17 protein-coding genes and 2 riboswitches are annotated in these 17045 nt (G+C 39.8%); of the genes, 13 read left to right on the top strand and 4 right to left on the bottom strand.

The window, feature by feature from the left end; genetic code table 11:
* Nucleotides 1–6 precede the first annotated feature (6 nt).
* On the top strand, nucleotides 7–1845 hold the full coding sequence (locus IGL07_RS11375) for an FAD/NAD(P)-binding protein (RefSeq protein WP_010817624.1): 1839 nt from the start codon (nucleotides 7–9) through the stop codon (nucleotides 1843–1845).
* Nucleotides 1846–2007: 162 nt separating this feature from the next.
* Here IGL07_RS11375 and IGL07_RS11370 read toward each other — a convergent pair whose 3' ends face one another.
* Nucleotides 2008–2175, bottom strand: coding sequence for a DUF3042 family protein (locus IGL07_RS11370; protein ID WP_002356337.1), 168 nt, complete (start codon nucleotides 2173–2175; stop codon nucleotides 2008–2010).
* Nucleotides 2176–2442: 267 nt separating this feature from the next.
* Between IGL07_RS11370 and galE the strand changes: the two genes are divergently transcribed.
* From galE to thiD, 8 genes are all read left to right on the top strand, one after another.
* Nucleotides 2443–3435, top strand: coding sequence for a UDP-glucose 4-epimerase GalE (gene galE / locus IGL07_RS11365; protein ID WP_002378649.1), 993 nt, complete (start codon nucleotides 2443–2445; stop codon nucleotides 3433–3435).
* Nucleotides 3416–4666 carry a UDP-glucose--hexose-1-phosphate uridylyltransferase gene (locus IGL07_RS11360; RefSeq protein WP_025189578.1) on the top strand — a complete coding sequence of 417 codons (1251 nt, stop codon included), beginning with the start codon at nucleotides 3416–3418 and terminating at the stop codon, nucleotides 4664–4666. Before galE ends, IGL07_RS11360 begins: the two co-directional genes overlap by 20 nt.
* A gap of 71 nt (nucleotides 4667–4737) precedes the next feature.
* Nucleotides 4738–6498, top strand: a complete 1761-nt coding sequence (gene dnaX, locus IGL07_RS11355) for a DNA polymerase III subunit gamma/tau (RefSeq protein ID WP_002356340.1) — start codon at nucleotides 4738–4740, stop codon at nucleotides 6496–6498.
* Nucleotides 6499–6518: 20 nt separating this feature from the next.
* Entirely contained in the window at nucleotides 6519–6833 is a 315-nt protein-coding gene (locus IGL07_RS11350) for a YbaB/EbfC family nucleoid-associated protein (protein WP_002382484.1), read from the top strand.
* A gap of 147 nt (nucleotides 6834–6980) precedes the next feature.
* Nucleotides 6981–7069, top strand: a riboswitch (TPP riboswitch).
* Nucleotides 7070–7209: 140 nt separating this feature from the next.
* A complete protein-coding gene (gene thiW / locus IGL07_RS11345) occupies nucleotides 7210–7698 on the top strand; it encodes an energy coupling factor transporter S component ThiW (RefSeq protein ID WP_002356342.1) in 489 nt (162 codons plus the stop codon).
* Nucleotides 7682–8500: a hydroxyethylthiazole kinase gene (locus IGL07_RS11340; protein WP_002365073.1), complete on the top strand. Its 819-nt coding sequence runs from the start codon at nucleotides 7682–7684 to the stop codon at nucleotides 8498–8500. The genes thiW and IGL07_RS11340 overlap by 17 nt, the downstream gene beginning before the upstream one ends.
* Nucleotides 8497–9132 carry a thiamine phosphate synthase gene (thiE, locus tag IGL07_RS11335; RefSeq protein ID WP_002365071.1) on the top strand — a complete coding sequence of 212 codons (636 nt, stop codon included), beginning with the start codon at nucleotides 8497–8499 and terminating at the stop codon, nucleotides 9130–9132. Before IGL07_RS11340 ends, thiE begins: the two co-directional genes overlap by 4 nt.
* Complete coding sequence (gene thiD, locus IGL07_RS11330; RefSeq protein WP_010817621.1) at nucleotides 9129–9959, top strand: bifunctional hydroxymethylpyrimidine kinase/phosphomethylpyrimidine kinase; 831 nt, start codon at nucleotides 9129–9131, stop codon at nucleotides 9957–9959. The genes thiE and thiD overlap by 4 nt, the downstream gene beginning before the upstream one ends.
* A 92-nt stretch (nucleotides 9960–10051) precedes the next feature.
* Here the strand turns inward: thiD and IGL07_RS11325 are convergent, their stop codons facing one another.
* Complete coding sequence (locus IGL07_RS11325) at nucleotides 10052–10408, bottom strand: winged helix-turn-helix transcriptional regulator (RefSeq protein WP_002356348.1); 357 nt, start codon at nucleotides 10406–10408, stop codon at nucleotides 10052–10054.
* 144 nt (nucleotides 10409–10552) lie between these two features.
* On the opposite strand from IGL07_RS11325, the gene IGL07_RS11320 reads away from it, so the two are divergent.
* Nucleotides 10553–11743 (top strand): MFS transporter, encoded by a 1191-nt coding sequence (locus IGL07_RS11320; RefSeq protein ID WP_002359426.1) that lies wholly within the window; start codon nucleotides 10553–10555, stop codon nucleotides 11741–11743.
* Nucleotides 11744–11793: 50 nt separating this feature from the next.
* Here the strand turns inward: IGL07_RS11320 and IGL07_RS11315 are convergent, their stop codons facing one another.
* Together IGL07_RS11315 and IGL07_RS11310 are read right to left on the bottom strand one after the other, a co-directional pair.
* Nucleotides 11794–13155, bottom strand: a complete 1362-nt coding sequence (locus IGL07_RS11315) for an MFS transporter (protein ID WP_010817620.1) — start codon at nucleotides 13153–13155, stop codon at nucleotides 11794–11796.
* Nucleotides 13156–13318: 163 nt separating this feature from the next.
* Nucleotides 13319–14104 carry a TraX family protein gene (locus tag IGL07_RS11310; protein ID WP_002362333.1) on the bottom strand — a complete coding sequence of 262 codons (786 nt, stop codon included), beginning with the start codon at nucleotides 14102–14104 and terminating at the stop codon, nucleotides 13319–13321.
* Between the two features lie 178 nt (nucleotides 14105–14282).
* Nucleotides 14283–14373, top strand: a riboswitch (TPP riboswitch).
* Nucleotides 14374–14477: 104 nt separating this feature from the next.
* On the opposite strand from IGL07_RS11310, the gene IGL07_RS11305 reads away from it, so the two are divergent.
* From IGL07_RS11305 to IGL07_RS11295, 3 genes are read left to right on the top strand one after another with little or no spacing between them, the layout of a single operon-like run.
* Nucleotides 14478–15041 (top strand): ECF transporter S component, encoded by a 564-nt coding sequence (locus tag IGL07_RS11305; RefSeq protein ID WP_002359429.1) that lies wholly within the window; start codon nucleotides 14478–14480, stop codon nucleotides 15039–15041.
* Nucleotides 15038–16396 carry an ABC transporter ATP-binding protein gene (locus tag IGL07_RS11300; protein WP_010817619.1) on the top strand — a complete coding sequence of 453 codons (1359 nt, stop codon included), beginning with the start codon at nucleotides 15038–15040 and terminating at the stop codon, nucleotides 16394–16396. Before IGL07_RS11305 ends, IGL07_RS11300 begins: the two co-directional genes overlap by 4 nt.
* Nucleotides 16387–17040, top strand: coding sequence for a CbiQ family ECF transporter T component (locus tag IGL07_RS11295; protein ID WP_010817618.1), 654 nt, complete (start codon nucleotides 16387–16389; stop codon nucleotides 17038–17040). Before IGL07_RS11300 ends, IGL07_RS11295 begins: the two co-directional genes overlap by 10 nt.
* Nucleotides 17041–17045: the final 5 nt, after the last annotated feature.

The raw sequence follows: 17045 nt of genomic DNA, 5'->3' as shown, positions 1-17045 counted from the left end.
GATTGGATGAAAATTGCAATTGTAGGTGCTGGACCCAGAGGCTTATCAGCTGCAGAACGAGTCATTGAATGGGCTCGTAAAACGGAAATAAATGTTCAGCTCACGTTGTTTGATCCATACGGTCCAGGTGGGAAAATTTGGCGAGCAGAGCAACCTAATTATTTATTAATGAACACCGTGATTAGTCAAGTCACTTTATTTACAGATGAATCTTTTAGTGGCGAAGGACCAATTGTCAAGGGCCCTACTCTCTATGAATGGACCCAAACAGAAGCTGCGCAGTACATTCAACAGAAACAACCCTATAATTATCTTGAGTTGTTGAAAGAATGTCATCGCCTTGGACCGAATGATCACTGTTCGAGAGCTTTTTATGGCATGTACCAAAAATGGTTCTATACGTATTTAGCCACGCGATGTAACGAACAAACATCGCTGACGTTTTTTAAAGAGCCAGTAACTGCTGTGCGGGCAGGAGAGGATAACTATTATGTGTACACCCAATCCATTGAGGTTACGGCAGACAAAGTAATTTTAGCTTTGGGTCACCAAGAAAATGAATTAACAACTGTTGAACAAGAGCTTGCGGACTACGCCAAGGAGCATCGTTTGTTTTATTCTTCTCCTAAAAATGCGGCGGATGCTTTATTGGCACTTGCCAATATACCCGCAAAACAACCCGTTGTGTTAAAAGGCTTAGGTTTGGCATTTTTTGACTATTTATCTGCCTTGACGATTGGCCGCGGGGGTGTTTTTTCTCGTCAAAATGGCCGCTTATGTTATGAACCTTCTGGAAGAGAGCCTATTATTATTGCTGGTTCTGGTCGCGGTTTTCCTTCTCATCCTCGAGGGATTAATCAAAAAGGCTACGGGGAAGCCTATCAGCCTGTTTTTTTAACCGAAACGTATTTAGCTGAATGTCGTAAAAAAATACAGGTTACAGGCGCAGAGTTTTTTGGGTATTTAAAAAAAGAAGTGGAATATGTGTATTACACTTGCTTAATCGAAGAAAAATATCCGCATCTTTCTAAAGAGGCCTTTCAACAGCTGTTTATTCAAACCAAGGGAGCGCCGGAAAGCTTAGCCCACTTTGAAAAACAAGATTGGTTTGATTGGCAAGCGTTAGAACATCCTGAAACAAAGAAAACCACTCATGAAAGTTTTCGTTCGTTTTTACTAGAGTATTTAAAATGGGATATTCAAGAAGCAGAGAAAGGCAATCTTAGCGGTCCTTTGACCACTGCTTTAGACAGTTTAAAAGATTTAAGAGATCAGATTCGCTTTGTTTTGGATGAAGGGTTATTAACGAATGACGAGAGTCAAAAGTGGTTGTGGCATTGGTTTACCCCATTGAATACCTTTTTGTCAGTGGGACCTTCTGTTGAAAGAACAGAAGAGCTACAGGCGTTAGTTGAACTGGGATTGGTCACGATTCTGGGGCCAGAAATGCGTGTCGAAATGAAAGCGGGTCAATTTATTACTTATGCTAATTTGTTTCCGGAAAATCGGTATAATAGTCACTTTTTAATTGAAGCACGCATTCCCAAAGTTAATAATGAAAAAAGTTTGAATCCTTTAACGAGGCAGTTGTTAGCCGATAAGCTAGCTACGCTTCATCAACTGGCATTAGCTGATGGTCAAATAGTCAAAACAGGTGCACTCTTGATTGTGCCTGCCACGAATCAAGTCATCACAAAAGATGGGCAGGTGGCGACAGGCCTTTTTAGTTGTGGTATTCCAACAGAAGGGATTCATTGGTTAACAGCCGCTGCAGCTCGTCCTGGTGTGGATCCTTGGAATATGCGTGATATGGATCGGATTGCTGCTACTATTTTTAATAGTTAAGAAAAATAGTCAGCTCCTTTGGTAAAAAAGAAAGCATAACAAGTGGTCATCCATCAAAGCGATGGATGACCACTTGTTATGCTTAAGAAAATCAACAGAGCCAGAAGCGCTCCTGTTGATTTCTTGGCGTTAGATTTTTTATCTCAACGTCACAGCTATTTTTTAACGTGCAATACGCTTACGCATCGCTTTTTTACGGTTTTCTTCAATCATATCTTCTTTTTCTTCAATTGGATCAATGACTGTTTTTTTAATAGTTGTAGCCACACCGGCTAAAGCAGCAACTGTGATAGCAGTACCGACTAACATACCTGATACAAATTTTTTCATCGTTCATTCCTTCTTTCAAATTGTATTTGTTTCTATTATGACGGAAAAAAGCAAAAAAATCCAATAGTTACAATGATTTTTCATAAACTCTACGACTAATTTAGAGATTTGTTAAAATTTACCAAGTCTTTTCTATATTTTTATAGGAAAAATGAATAAGGAGAAATGGCCAAATTAAATCCTGTTTACAAAATGAAATAATTCAGAAGTAAACCTTATTTAATGGTACAATAGAAAAAGAAATTAGAGAGAAAAAGGAGCGTATTTATGTCTATTTTAGTATTAGGTGGCGCAGGCTACATCGGCTCACATGCCGTCGATCAATTAATTTCAAAAGGATATGCCGTTGTGGTTGTTGATAATTTATTAACGGGGCATCGTTCAGCAGTTCATGAACAAGCGACTTTCTATGAAGGCGATATTCGTGATAAAGCTTTTTTACGTAGTGTCTTTGAAAAGGAATCAATTGAAGGGGTGTTGCACTTTGCGGCCAATTCTTTAGTAGGAGAATCCGTGGAGCAACCGTTAATGTATTTCAATAACAATGTTCACGGCACTCAAATTGCCTTGGAAGTCATGCAAGAATTTGGAGTGAAACATATTGTTTTTTCTTCCACAGCGGCCACTTATGGCGAACCAAAAGCAATGCCTATTACAGAAGAAACCCCAACGAATCCTAAAAATCCGTATGGGGAAAGTAAATTAATGATGGAAAAAATCATGAAATGGTGCGACAACGCTTATGGAATGAAATATGTTGCTTTGCGTTATTTTAATGTTGCGGGAGCAAAAAAAGATGCCTCAATTGGTGAGGATCACACGCCAGAAACGCATATTGTGCCAATTATTTTACAAGTGGCATTGGGCCAACGAGCAGAGCTAAGTATTTTTGGGGATGATTATGATACACCAGATGGCACGTGCATTCGAGATTATGTTTATATTGAAGACTTGATTGCAGCACATATTTTGGCTTTAGAATACTTGAAAAATGGCGGCGAAAGTGACGTCTTTAACCTGGGAAGCAACAACGGCTATTCTGTTAAAGAAATGTTAGATGCTGCTCGCGAAGTGACAGGCCAAGAAATTCCTGCGACAATCGCGCCACGCCGAGCAGGGGATCCTAGTACGTTAATTGCTTCTAGTGAAAAAGCCAAACGAGTTTTAGGCTGGCAACCAGAAGTAACTGAGGTCAAGGACATTATCGCCACCGCTTGGCAATGGCACCAAGCTCATCCACATGGATATCAAGAAAAGTAATAGGAGGAATGAATCGATGACCACGAGTCAAATGATTGCCGATTTTACCACACTTGCTATTCAAGCAGGTGGTTGGATGGAATTGGATCGCTTATATCTTCAGAACCGTTTATTATCAATGATTGGTGAACAAGAATTAGGCGAAGTAGACATACGGCCTGTGGCAACACCCGCCGCTGATTTGGCGGAACAATTGTGTCAAATTGCGAGTGCCAACCAACTTGTAAAAACAGAGCAACAAAAAGAACAGTTCATGGTGCAATTGATGGATTTGTTAACACCGCCACCTTCTGTGGTTAATGCTTTTTTTGCACAACATTATGCTAAAGAGCCACAAGAGGCTACCGAGTATTTTTACCAACTTTGTCAAAAAAACGGTACGGTCATTGAACAGGAAAAACCTGTTGTTTTTTCAACAGTCTATGGTGATTTTTTAGCAAATAAGGTCCACAGTGAGGCGCCAAAAGCAACGCTCTCTGCACAAAGCTATCCCCGCTGTGAATGGTGCATGGCAACAGAAGGCTACCAGGGAAGTCAGCAATTTCCTGCGACTACGAACCATCGAGTGATTCGAATGAACTTAGATGGCGAAAGCTGGGGGTTTTCCTTTGTAAAACAGGCACAATATCAGCAACAAGGTGTGATTGCGTTTGAAAAACATCAGGCAGCGAAACGTTCAGTTAAGACTTTTCAGCAATTGTTGAAAATTGTTGAGGTCTTTCCTCATTATTTTGCTGGGATTGATGCTGACTTTGAACAAAATGAGCATGTCTATTATCAAACGGGTTTGCAACAATTTCCATTAGCCGAAGCGAGCATTTCAGAATATGTTGAGTTAGCTAACTATCCTTTAATCAACGCAGGAATGGTGAATTGGCCAGTTGCGACATTTCGCCTAGAGGGACCGAATGCGTCAGAAGTTGCCCAAGCCGCAAATGATATTTTTGAGCAGTGGCAAACGCTGAAACTGCCAACGCATGAGATACAAATCGTTGCACGACGAAAAGAACTTTTATATGTCATGGACTTAATTTTTAGTCGACCTCAAGAAAAGCCTTCGTTAACGTTAGCGGAAGTCCAAGGTTTAACGACTTGGAGCAATCAGAAAACGCAGGCGCTTGAAACGGTCGCTTCAGCGTATCAACAGCGACTAAAAGAAGCCAGTGCGTTTGCAGAAACAAGTGAAGGAAAAGCGGCTTTTTTAGCAATGGTTGCACCAGTGACTCGTTAAAAGAAAAAAGATGCCGAATGACTAAAAATCACGTATAATAGATAAGAATGAAAAATAAGGGAGGGTAAAAAATGGCTTATCAAGCACTTTATCGGGTCTGGCGTTCACAACGTTTCGATGACGTAGTAGGACAAAAAGCAATTACTCAGACACTGAAAAATGCGATAGTGCAAAAGAAAACATCTCATGCCTATTTATTTACTGGCCCTCGTGGTACAGGTAAAACCAGTGCCGCAAAAATTTTCGCTAAAGCGATTAACTGTAAACATAGTCAAGATGGTGAACCTTGTAATGTTTGTGAAACCTGTGTAGCCATTACGGAAGGTCGTTTAAATGATGTCATTGAAATTGATGCGGCGAGTAATAATGGCGTGGAAGAAATCCGTGATATTCGTGATAAAGCAAAGTATGCACCGACACAAGCAGAGTACAAAGTTTATATTATTGATGAAGTTCATATGCTATCAACAGGCGCGTTCAATGCACTTTTAAAAACCTTGGAAGAACCGCCACAAAATGTTATTTTTATCTTAGCAACGACTGAACCACACAAGATTCCGTTAACGATTATCTCACGGACGCAACGCTTTGATTTTAAGCGAATTAGTACGCAAGATATCGTCGATCATATGGCCCATATCATGCAGGAAATGGCTCTCGATTATGAGGAACAAGCCCTTTATGTGATTGGGCGTGCTGCGGAAGGTGGGATGCGAGATGCCTTGAGTATCTTGGATCAAACGATTTCCTTTAGTGATGAAAAAGTAACACTGGAAGATGCAATGCAAGTGACAGGCAGCCTAACCTATGAAATGATGGATCATTATATTCAGTGTTGTGTCGCCGGTGATGTTGAACGAGCATTAGAAGGCTTGGAAAGTATTTTAGGCGAAGGCAAAGAAGCGCGCCGTTTCTTAGAAGATTTGTTATTATATTGTCGAGATTTGCTGATGTATCAGCAAGCACCGAAGTTATTAGCAGAAAAAGCAGGAACTTTGACAGAAGCATTTAAGGAACTAGCTACACAAACACCAGCTGAAAAAATCTACCAACTAATCCAAATTTTAAGTGACACACAAAATGAGATCCGCTTTACCAACAATGCGAATATCTATCTGGAAGTAGCCACTGTCAAATTAGCTAAAACGGTGCAACCCAATAAACACAATACGCCAGAAACAGCTAATCAAGATGGTAGTGCAGAGGGAAATCCAGAATTAGCAGATTTACAAAATCAAATCGGGCAACTGAAGAAAGAACTGGCTGAATTAAAGAAACACGGTGTAGCTGCCAAAGAAGCAGATGCGCCACGTCAACAAGCACGACCACAAGCGCCAAAAAGTTCGTTCCGTGTACCCACAGAACGCGTATATCAAGTCCTAAACGAAGCGACTAGAACACATTTAATGAATGTGAAAAATGTCTGGGAAGACTTACTGCAAACATTATCTGTGACTCAACGAGCGATGCTCAAAGCTAGTGAACCTGTCGCAGCGAGTCCTAAGGGCATCGTGGTGGCATTTGACTATGAGATTGTTTGTGCTCGTGCAACAGACGATGAAGAGATGCAGTTAGCTTTCAATAATAATTTAAGCCGTTTGATGGACTATACACCAGAGATGGTCTGCATTACTAGAGAAAGCTGGCCAAAACTAAGACAAAGTTTTATTAACCAAAATCAGGGCAGTTTGAATCATTCTGAACCTGAAAATGAAATGGCTCGTCTAGCGGACGAACCGCCTGTAACAAATGAACATTCACAAGAAAATCCAGTAGTAGATGAAGCAATCGCTATGTTTGGTGAAGAGCTTGTCGAAGTACTAGATGATTAATATGAAGGAGTCGAGGAATTATGATGCGAGGAATGGGCAACATGCAAGGCATGATGAAACAAGTACAAAAAATGCAAAAAGAAATGGCCAAAGCGCAAGAAGCGCTAAATGAAAAAGAATTTATCGGTGAGGCAACCAATCAACTTGTGACAGCGACATTTACTGGTGATCGCACAATGAAAGATTTGACCATTAAAGAAGACGTGGTTGATCCTGAAGACGTTGATATGTTACAAGATTTAGTCATTATGGCTGTCAACGATGCGTTAGTAAAAATTGAAAAAGAAACTGAAGCAACTTTAGGTAAATACACCAAAGGAATGCCGGGATTCTAAAAAATAAGACAAACGAAAGTATGAAAAACGTCATGCCCAAAAAATCGAACTTTTTGGGCATGACGTTTTTTCTATTTTTGAGGGAAAACTCTTTGGCAATTTTAGTAGTCGCTTCCAAAAAACTATGCTATACTAAAGCCAATTGAAGAGAAACATTTGGGGTGCTATTAGCTGAGATTATACCCATGGAACCTGAAACAGTTAGGACTGGCGCAGGGAAATGTCTTGAAATTTTGACCGATTATTGCACCCAACTACGTTTATTTGTGGTTGGGTTTTTCTGTCTTTTTCAGTCGCGCCTCCTTTTGCTTCTCGCAGAAAGGAGTTTTTTTACGTGGAAAAAAATCGAATCCACAGAGTTACGTTACTGGCTTTAATGATTGCGATGGACGTTGTATTATCGCCGTTAATGCGAATTGAGGGAATGGCCCCTATGTCCAGTGTCATGAACATTATTGCCGGAGTTTTATTAGGCCCTCTTTACGGAACGCTCATGGCACTTGTCTGCGGCTTAATCCGTATGACGTTCTTAGGTATTCCGCCATTAGCGTTAACAGGTGCCGTCTTTGGCGCGTTTTTTGCTGGTTTATTTTATCAATGGGGACAAAAATTAGGCTGGTCGATGCTAGGAGAAATTTTTGGTACAGGCATCATTGGCTCGTTATTGTCCTATCCTGTAATGGTTTGGTTTACTGGCAGTAAGCAGAATTTTTATTGGTTCATTTATACACCACGATTTATTGGTGCCACACTGATTGGTTCAGTGATTGCTTGGCTTGTCTTAGTAAAACTGAAAGAAACTCGGGTATTTAAACAAACACAGGAATTATTTTTGGGAGGGTACTTTTATGAAAACAAGCGTTAAGTTTGAAACGATTTTTCCACTGACAACGGCACCATTAATTCAGTGCATTACGAATGAAATTACGTGTGAATCTATGGCGAATGCATTACTTTATATTGATGCTAAGCCCATTATGGCAGATGATCCACGGGAATTTCCGCAGTTGTTTCAGCAAACCAGTGCCTTGGTTTTGAATTTAGGCCATTTATCACAAGAACGAGAGCAGAGCTTGTTAGCAGCTAGTGATTATGCTCGGCAAGTGACTAAACCGACCGTGGTCGATTTAGTCGGTTATGGCGCCAGTGATATTCGAAATGAAGTCGGGGAAAAGCTGGTGCACAATCAGCCAACCGTTGTGAAAGGGAATCTTTCAGAAATGCGGACTTTTTGCCAGTTGGTGAGTCATGGTCGAGGAGTAGACGGCAGCCCTTTGGATCAAAGTGAAGAAGCAATTGAGGAACTGATTCAAGCTTTACGTCAACAAACGCAAAAGTTTCCCCAGACGGTATTTTTAGCAACAGGGATTCAAGATGTTTTGGTTAGCCAAGAGCAAGTGATTGTCTTACAAAATGGCGTTCCTGAGTTGGATTGTTTCACTGGCACGGGCGATTTAGTCGGCGCATTAGTTGCCGCTTTATTAGGTGAAGGCAACGCGCCAATGACTGCGGCAGTAGCCGCAGTGAGCTATTTTAATCTTTGCGGAGAAAAAGCCAAGACTAAGAGCCAAGGGCTGGCCGATTTTCGCCAAAATACGTTAAATCAGTTATCTCTTTTAATGAAGGAGAAGGATTGGTTTGAGGCGGTGAAAGGACGAGTGCTATGAGAGAGCAATTGAAAGTTTATTTGGTGACAGGACGGTATGATTTTAGTGATACTGAATTTTTAAAACGAATTGAAACTGCTTGTCGCAGTGGAGTGACATTGGTCCAACTGCGTGAAAAGGAAGTGTCAACACGGCGCTTTTACGAATTAGCAGTGAAAGTTAAAGCGGTAACAGATGCGTATCAGATTCCGTTGATTATTAATGATCGTGTCGATATTTGCTTGGCAGTGGATGCGGCAGGTGTGCATATAGGGGATGATGAATTACCGGTTGCTCTTGTGCGAAAACTGGTTGGGTCCACAAAAATCGTAGGTGTTTCAGCCAAAACGGTGGCACGAGGAGTTGAAGCGGAAAACGAGGGCGCCGATTATTTAGGCGTGGGCGCAATTTTCCCCACAACGACTAAGGACAGTCCGTTAACTTCTTTGCAGACACTTTCTGAAATTGCCGCAGCAGTCACGATTCCTGTTGTAGCGATTGGTGGAATCAAAGAAGAAAATATAGAACAACTTATGGGAACGGGAGTGGCTGGTGTTTCACTGGTCAGTGAAATTATGCTGGCTGAACAGATAACCGAGAAAGTTCAAGGGTTGATGCGTGTAACGGAGCGAATGTTGGAGGTGAGAAAATGACCGAATATAATTTGACCCCACAAGTAGTCACGATTGCTGGTTCTGATTCTGGTGGGGGAGCTGGCATGCAAGCAGATTTAAAAACATTTCAAGCACGGCAGGCATTTGGCTTAAATATTGTCATTGCATTGACGGCACAAAATACGTATGGCGTGCAAGAAAGTTTGCCGATTCCTAGTTCATTTATTGATGCACAATTTCAATCACTGGCGGCTGATTTTAAAATTGGGGCAGCGAAAACGGGGATGTTAGCAGATAGTGAGCGTGTCGAAGCTGTTGTTCGCAATTTGCAGAAAGTTGATTTTGGTCCGTTGATTGTCGATCCTGTAATGGTGGCTAAAGGTGGACATCATTTGTTAAAAGCCGAGGCAGTTCAAACGATTAAAGAGCAACTGTTGCCATTAGCAACGGTCGTGACACCTAATTTACCAGAAGCGGAAGTTTTACTAGAGACGACCATCAAGACAGAACAAGAAATGCAGACCGCAGCAAAAAAATTACAACAATTGGGCACAAAAAATATTATTATGAAAGGCGGACATAGCACAAATCAACAAGCGGCTGATTATGTGTTAATGGAAGACGGTTCGAGCTTTTGGCTAAGTGCACCACGAATTGTAACGAAAAATACTCATGGAACAGGAGATACTTTTTCAGCGTGTATCGCAGCCGAGTTAGCAAAAGGTACGCCGTTAGAAGCGGCGATTGTGATTGGCAAACAGTTTATACAAGGGGCCATTAGCCAAGCAATTTCTGTTGGACATGGCCACGGACCTACTAATCATTGGGCCCAATTAACGCAAGATATTCAAGTTATTAAAGCATAAGAAGAGCCTGGGGAAAAATCATTTTAGATTTTTCCCCAGGCTTTAAATAGCTTAAAGTTCCCTCTTAATATAGTTTATAAACGTTTTGTTCACTAATCTTCACATTTTAAATAAATTTCTTGGCCTTGTTCTTGCAAATGAGCCACGTGGGACTCTCCCCAATTACATAAGTTATCTAAGACAGCAGAGAGGCTTTGACCATAATCGCTTAAATAATATTCGACTTTTGGTGGAACTTGGTTGTAAACTTTCCGCTCGATAATGTTGTCTTCTTCGAGTTCCCGTAATTGTTGTGTCAGCATTTTTTGACTAATGCCAGTAATGCCGCGTTTTAAATCGCTGGGGCGCATGGCGCCGTGCCGTAAATTACACAGAATAATTGGTTTCCATTTGCCGCCAATAACATCCATCGTTGCTTCGACACCAATCGCATATGTACGAGTTTCCAAAAAACATTCCTCCTTAATAGGTTGATAATAAACAAAAGTTACTAAAAGGTACCTATGATACAAAAAAGTAGGTACTTATCAAAATTTCAATCTTAGTATATAGTAATTTTTGTTGAAATTCAAATGTTTTTTAGGAGGAAGAGAATGGAAAAGAAAATTTCACCAAATTTAACGCTCTTTGCATTAGCTATCAATGCTTTCGCAATCGGTTCAACAGAATTTATTAGTGTGGGTTTATTACCAATGATTGTTAAAAGTTTTCATATTAGTCTTTCCCAAGCAGGTTTGACTGTTTCTTTATACGCTTTAGGTGTGACGATTGGGGCGCCGTTATTAACAATTTTGACAGGAAAATGGAATCGTCGCTCATTAATGCTGGGGATTATGCTTCTTTTCATTAGTGGGAATTTAATTGCTGCATTTGCGCCAACGTTTATTATTTTATTGGTAGGGCGGATACTTTCTGCATTGGCGCATGGTATTTTCATGTCTGTTTCGACTGTCATCGCCGCAGATGTTGTGCCGCCGTCACGTCGAGCCAGTGCCATTGCTATTATGTTTACAGGCTTAACGGTTGCAACAGTGACTGGCGTACCTTTAGGGACGTTTATTGGGCAACAAACAGCTTGGCATATGTCCTTTCTTTTTATAGCCAGTATTGGCTTGGTGGGACTGATTGCTAGTTATTTTTTAGTTCCCAAAAATTTACCGATACCAGGGAAGGTTGACTTAAAAGGAATCACGCGGATTTTTACGAACAAACCCCTCGTTTTCTCTTTTCTAATTACTGCTTTTGGTTATGGTGGAACGTTTGCTGCATATACGTACTTGTCACCGTTATTGGAAAATTTAGGCTTTTCAGCCAACGCGGTAGTGATTATTTTAGTTGTTTATGGCGTAATGGTCGCAATTGGCAATACAGTAGGTGGACACTGGGCAAATAAAAAACCCTTAGATTCGTTAGTAAAAATGTTTAGCTTATTAATTCTGTCCTTAGTCTTTTTATTTATTACTGTTTTAATGGATAACAGTCTTCTAGGCTTATTAGCAAGTTTGATGTTGGGACTATTTGCCTTTATGAATGTACCTGGTTTACAACTATATGTTGTAGAATTAGCGGAAAAGTATGTTCCAGAAGATATCACTTTAGCCTCAGCTTTTAATATTGCAGCCTTTAATATTGGGATTACCGTTGGCTCAATGACAGGTGGGGTGGTCACAGATCATTTATCAGTAACATATACACCGATTTTTGGTGGCTTTATCGTGTTGATTGCCGTCTTGTTCGTACTTTATATTCGGAAGCAAGAAGAACAAAAAAACAACTATCTTTAGAAAACTAGAAAAAAGCAGCTGGTCACTACGGAACGGACCAGCTGCTTTTTTTAAGCTTTTTTGCGGAAATAATTCCAGCAAGCAATTAAAACAATTACTAATAAGGTTAACAAGAAAATCAGAGAAATGAGGGAGCCCATCGTTGTCCCCTGAGCAAAATTATCTGCGTGGTCTTGAGCGATATTAATAATCGTCGCTACAATGGCCGTCGCAATAGCGCCAGAAAATTGTTGAAGTGTATTAAATAACGTATTGCCGTCGCCAAAATCTTTCTCCTCTAACAAGCTCATACCAGTCGTCATCATATTACTGTATGCAAAACCTAGACCAATCATATAGGTAACATGTCCAGCAACGAATCCTAATAAAACAGGCATCTCTAGTAAAATTGTTAAAGCTAGCCAACCGATTGTCGCCAAACTTAAGCCAAATAATATAGGTTTTTTAGCGCCGTATTGATCCAACACTCGTCCAGAAAGTGGTGCCAAAATGGCCCCGACTGTAGCACCTGGCAGCATGACTAGCCCAGCTACAAACGCATTTTTTCCAAGGACGATTTGAACAAAGTTTGGTAAGACAAAGGAAATACCTAACAATAAGAATTGACAAACTAAAAAGCCACATAAAAATAAAACAAAGGCGGGATTTTTTAAAATTGTCAAACGAACTAGTGGCTGTTCAGCGGTCGTTGCTCGTTTATAAAAAATAACAAAGCCAATAACGGCTGCCAGAAGTGAAAGCCAGCCAAACAATGTGCCAATTTTACTTAAAAACATCAACAAACCACTAAATAACAGGGCAATACCAATTAAACTAACCAAATCAAGAGTGGTGGTTTTTTTAACAGGTATTTCTGGAATAGCAGATAATCCCATAAACAAAGAAAGTAGTAAAACAGGAATTAAGAATAAAAAGATGGCGTGCCAAGATAGGGAAGATGTTAAGATTCCACCATACGTTGGACCAATGGCTGGAGCAATTGAAGTGGTCAATGTGCCTACCCCCATCATCGTTCCTCGTTTTTCCAGCGGAGTAAAGTTCAAAATAATATGAAACATCAGTGGCAAAGCAATCCCAGTGCTAGCCCCTTGGAAGAGTCGGCCTAATAACAAGATACTGAAAGATGGCGAATAGACATCAATCGCTAAACCAATCAAAAAGAAAAAATTCGCAACAATAAATAAGCGTCTTAACGAATAGGTTTTTAATAAATAATTGGATAAGGGCACCATGATAGAAATAACTAATAAATAAATCGTTGTCACCCACTGCACGGTACCGGTGGAAACACCAAATTCCTTTGTTAATGTCGGAAAGGTTACATTCATTGCTGTTTCAATTAATACGCCAGCAAAAGACATAATTCCTGTCGCTAAAACGGCAGGGAATAATCGTACGTTTTTTTGTTCCATTTAATCACCTCTATAGTTTTCATTTTTTCGTAAAAAAATAGAAGCAGTTTCTATAAGAATAGAAACCGCCTCTCTCTCGACACGCAACTTGCGTGTTATCTGTACGATTTGTTTACATGTTGCATTGTAAACAGTTTTTAGGCAATCGTCAAGCAGAAAATAATTAACGTTGCATGAAGAAACTAATAATTGCAAAAATAGCAATGTGAGCTGGATAGAAAATATAAAAGAAATTCCGCATGCCACGGCCTTTTTCACCATTATAAAGAACAATTGGAATCGCTGCTAAAATCATCATCCATTGGTGGTTCACCCCGAATAGTTCTTGGAAATTATAGCTGGCTGCTGAAATCAACGCAACAACGCCAATTGCTGAAATTTGTAACCACTTTTTGCCATGGAATAAATAAAAAGCCACAGCCAAGAGAACAAATAAAAACCCACCTTCTGTCATCATTAGTGATGGCACAATCAGATTGAAAAGTTGGAAACCAATTAAGATAGCAGGGTTGCTTAATATGTCTGGAGAACTAAAAACAACGAGAGGTAGAGCACTGATTAATAAAGGCACAATAAACCAAAGAAGCCCTTTACCAATTTGTTTTTGTTTAAAATAGTCCATAGACTGCATGTAGACCGTACCTAAAAATAACGTCCCGAAAATATTATTGATAATTAAGCCACCTGTTGAAAAATACGCATTTAAAATGCCGTTCAGAATCCCCATAATCCAGAAGCCTAACAATAACCGGAACATGTATTTTCGCCGATTGCTTGTGTGAATGAAGCCTTCAGAACTTTCAAATAAGAAAATAGGTGCAGCAATTCGTCCAATCCATCCGAACCAACCAGGCACGCCTAAAAAACTAAAAAATTGCAATAGATGGTCAAAGACCATTGAAATAACCCCAATGACTTTCAAATGAAAGCCAGTTAATGTTTTACCCATAGTATAAACGCCTCTCTTTCATAAAGAACAATATAACAAAGTCCAGAAAAACCAACCATTTATTTGCCTAACAGTTATCTTACAAAATTGTTTGATTTCTTCAGCTTTTGATGAAAGAAAAAAGTGCCAAGACTAGTTTTTATAATTATTCTATGCTATAGTAAAAGTACATTTTAATAAAAAACATTTGGGGTGCTGTTATGGCTGAGATGATACCCATTGAACCTGATGCAGTTAGTACTGTCGCAGGGAAATGCCGATTTACTTTGATTTTTCACGCACTCATTCTGTCCTAGGATGAGTGTGTTTTCTTTTATCAGGGTTTATTTAAGTCACTCCTTTTGCTTTTTGTTAAGAGAAAGGAGTTTTTTTATTGAAAAAATGGTCATTGCAACAAGTCGTCTTACTCGCTTTTTTAGCCTTTTTGTTTGGCGGTGTTTTTATGGGGGCAGGGTTCCTCTATGCGTTATTGAATGCTGCGCTGTTACCATTAGGACTGAGTCCATTTGCCAATGAGCTTTTATTTGGAATGTGGACCATGGTGGCACCAATTGCAGCGATGCTGATTCCACGAGCGGGAAGTGCTGTTTTGGCGGAAGTTTTAGCCGCTTTGGCAGAAATGCTTTATGGTTCGTATTTCGGACCTAGTGTATTAATTTCTGGTGTGATTCAAGGTCTAGGTAGTGAAAGTGGCTTTTTTGTGACACGCTACAAACGGTACGATACACTAACGTTATTTTATAGTGCGATTGGGACGACTATTTTTAGTTATGTGTATGAATACTTTAAGTTTGGTTATGGCAATTACGGTCTGGGGATGAACATTGCTTTAATTAGCGTTCGGTTCGTTTCTATTTGTTTCTTTGGTATTTTCTTAACGAAAGTTATTTTACGAATGTATCAGTCTGCGCAAGGGTTAGCTGTGAAGGCAAAATGAATAGTATCCAATTAAAAGCTGTGTCCTTTTCACGAGAACAACCCTTGTTTGAAAAGACAAATTTAGCAATTCCTCAAGGAACGTTTTCCTTATTAATTGGCGATAGTGGTAGTGGAAAATCAACGCTCTTACGATTGATTGCCGGATTTGCTTCGCTTGACTACCAAGGAGAAATTTTGATTGAAGGAATGGAACGCCGACAATTATCAACTCGTGAAAAGGCGCAAAAAATTGGCATGCTGTTTCAAAACCCCAGTCAACAATTTACAATGAAAACCTTGGAACGAGAACTGATTTTTGCTTTAGAAAATTTAGGAATCTCGCCTGAAGAAATGAACCGAAAAATCCAAACAGCGCTTCAACTTGTTCAGACTCAAACCTTATTCACACGAGAATTAGCGACGTTATCTGGTGGTGAAAAACAAAAAGCGGCGTTGACAGTTCTGCTAGCAATGAACCCAGATATTCTTTTATTAGATGAACCTTTTGCAAGTATTGATCCAACCTCTCGAAAACAATTTATTCAAATTTTAGCAAGACTCCATCAAGCCGGCAAAACGATTTTGGTGTGCGACCACGATTTCAGCGATTACGCTGATGTTGTGGACCAAGTCGTTACGTTGAAAAACGGCCAGTTTGAAAAGCAACCGTTGACGTTTATCAAAACAAAACCGCAGACATTTCAACTGACAAATTCTGCGGTAAAACAACCAATGCTCCAATTGAAAAATTTTCGTTTATCTCAGGGAAAACGAGTGCTACTTGAAGAAAAAGAAGCGCTTTTTTTTAAAGGAATTACCACGTTGACGGGGCCAAATGGGGCGGGAAAATCCACCTTATTAAAAGCCATCGTTCAGAGACAAAAATATCAAGGAAAAATGTTCTTGGCGGGCCGCCGCTTGCGGGCTTCAAAAAAATTGTATCAACACATGACATTAGCGGTGCAACAAGCCAATCGTCAGTTTGTCACGTTGACTTTACGAGAAGAGCTTTTGTTTGGTCAGAACATGACAGCAGAAAAAAGAAGAAAACAAGAGGAAGCCTTAACTTTTTTAGGTTTAAAAGAAAAACTAGAGCACAGTGTTTTTCAACTAAGTGAAGGGCAAAAAAAGATGGTGCAATTAATTAGTTTGTTGAGCTTAGATTTGGACTGTTTACTTTTAGATGAACCTTTTGCTGGATTAGATGAGCGAGCATGCAATTATTTTGTTGAATGGATCAAAGAAAAAAGTGCGCAACAAGATTTTCTAATCGTCACGCATCGGCTAGAACCTCTCTCTGGCGTGAGCAATTACCGAATAGAATTGCTGCAGCAACAACTGATTATCTGGCAGGAGGGAACTACATGCAAATAAAGCAAACAAATGCAGCAATTTATGCTTCTTTGATTCTTATTTTGACCTTTGAATTATCTTTTTCTCAGTCAATTTTGGCAAATTTGGCGGTTTTTATGGGTTGTATCATTTTTTTAATAGGCCAGCGAAAATCCCGCTTACTGCTTTGGTTATTTTTCTTGCCACTTTTACCAGCAATCGGGACGTTTTGGTCTATTTATTTGCATGGTACGAGTAGTCAACAAGCCTGGCTTTTGTTTAGTCGAACGTATGCCTTTGCCGGTTTAGGACTAGCTTTTGCTGTAGGCGTTGATTTTGAAGAATTATTGTTGTTATTGGAACAAAAGGGGCTAGCACCGAACTTTGTTTATGGAATTTTAGTGGTGGTTCACGCCTTACCGGAAGTGAAAAGAGAAATTAATGATTTAAAAGAAGCAAGCCTACTCCGTGGCAAAACGTTTCATTTTTGGTCGCCGATGATTTATGTTAAAACACTGCTCGTTGCTGTTTCTTGGCGAGATAAATATACGGAAGCAATGTCTGCCCATGGCTATGAAGAAGGAGCCACTAGAAGTCGAAAAGAGCATTTTGTGTCAGCAAAAGTCAGTCTTGGGCTTGCTATTTTGATCATCATTTTTACCAATTTGTTTATTTTTCTAACGTAAAGGAG

The organism is Enterococcus sp. DIV1368f, from assembly GCF_051712245.1.
Classification (GTDB): Bacteria; Bacillota; Bacilli; order Lactobacillales; family Enterococcaceae; genus Enterococcus; species Enterococcus faecalis.
The sequence above is the reverse complement of the archived record's forward strand: the minus strand, read 5'-3'. Positions and strand labels throughout refer to the sequence as shown.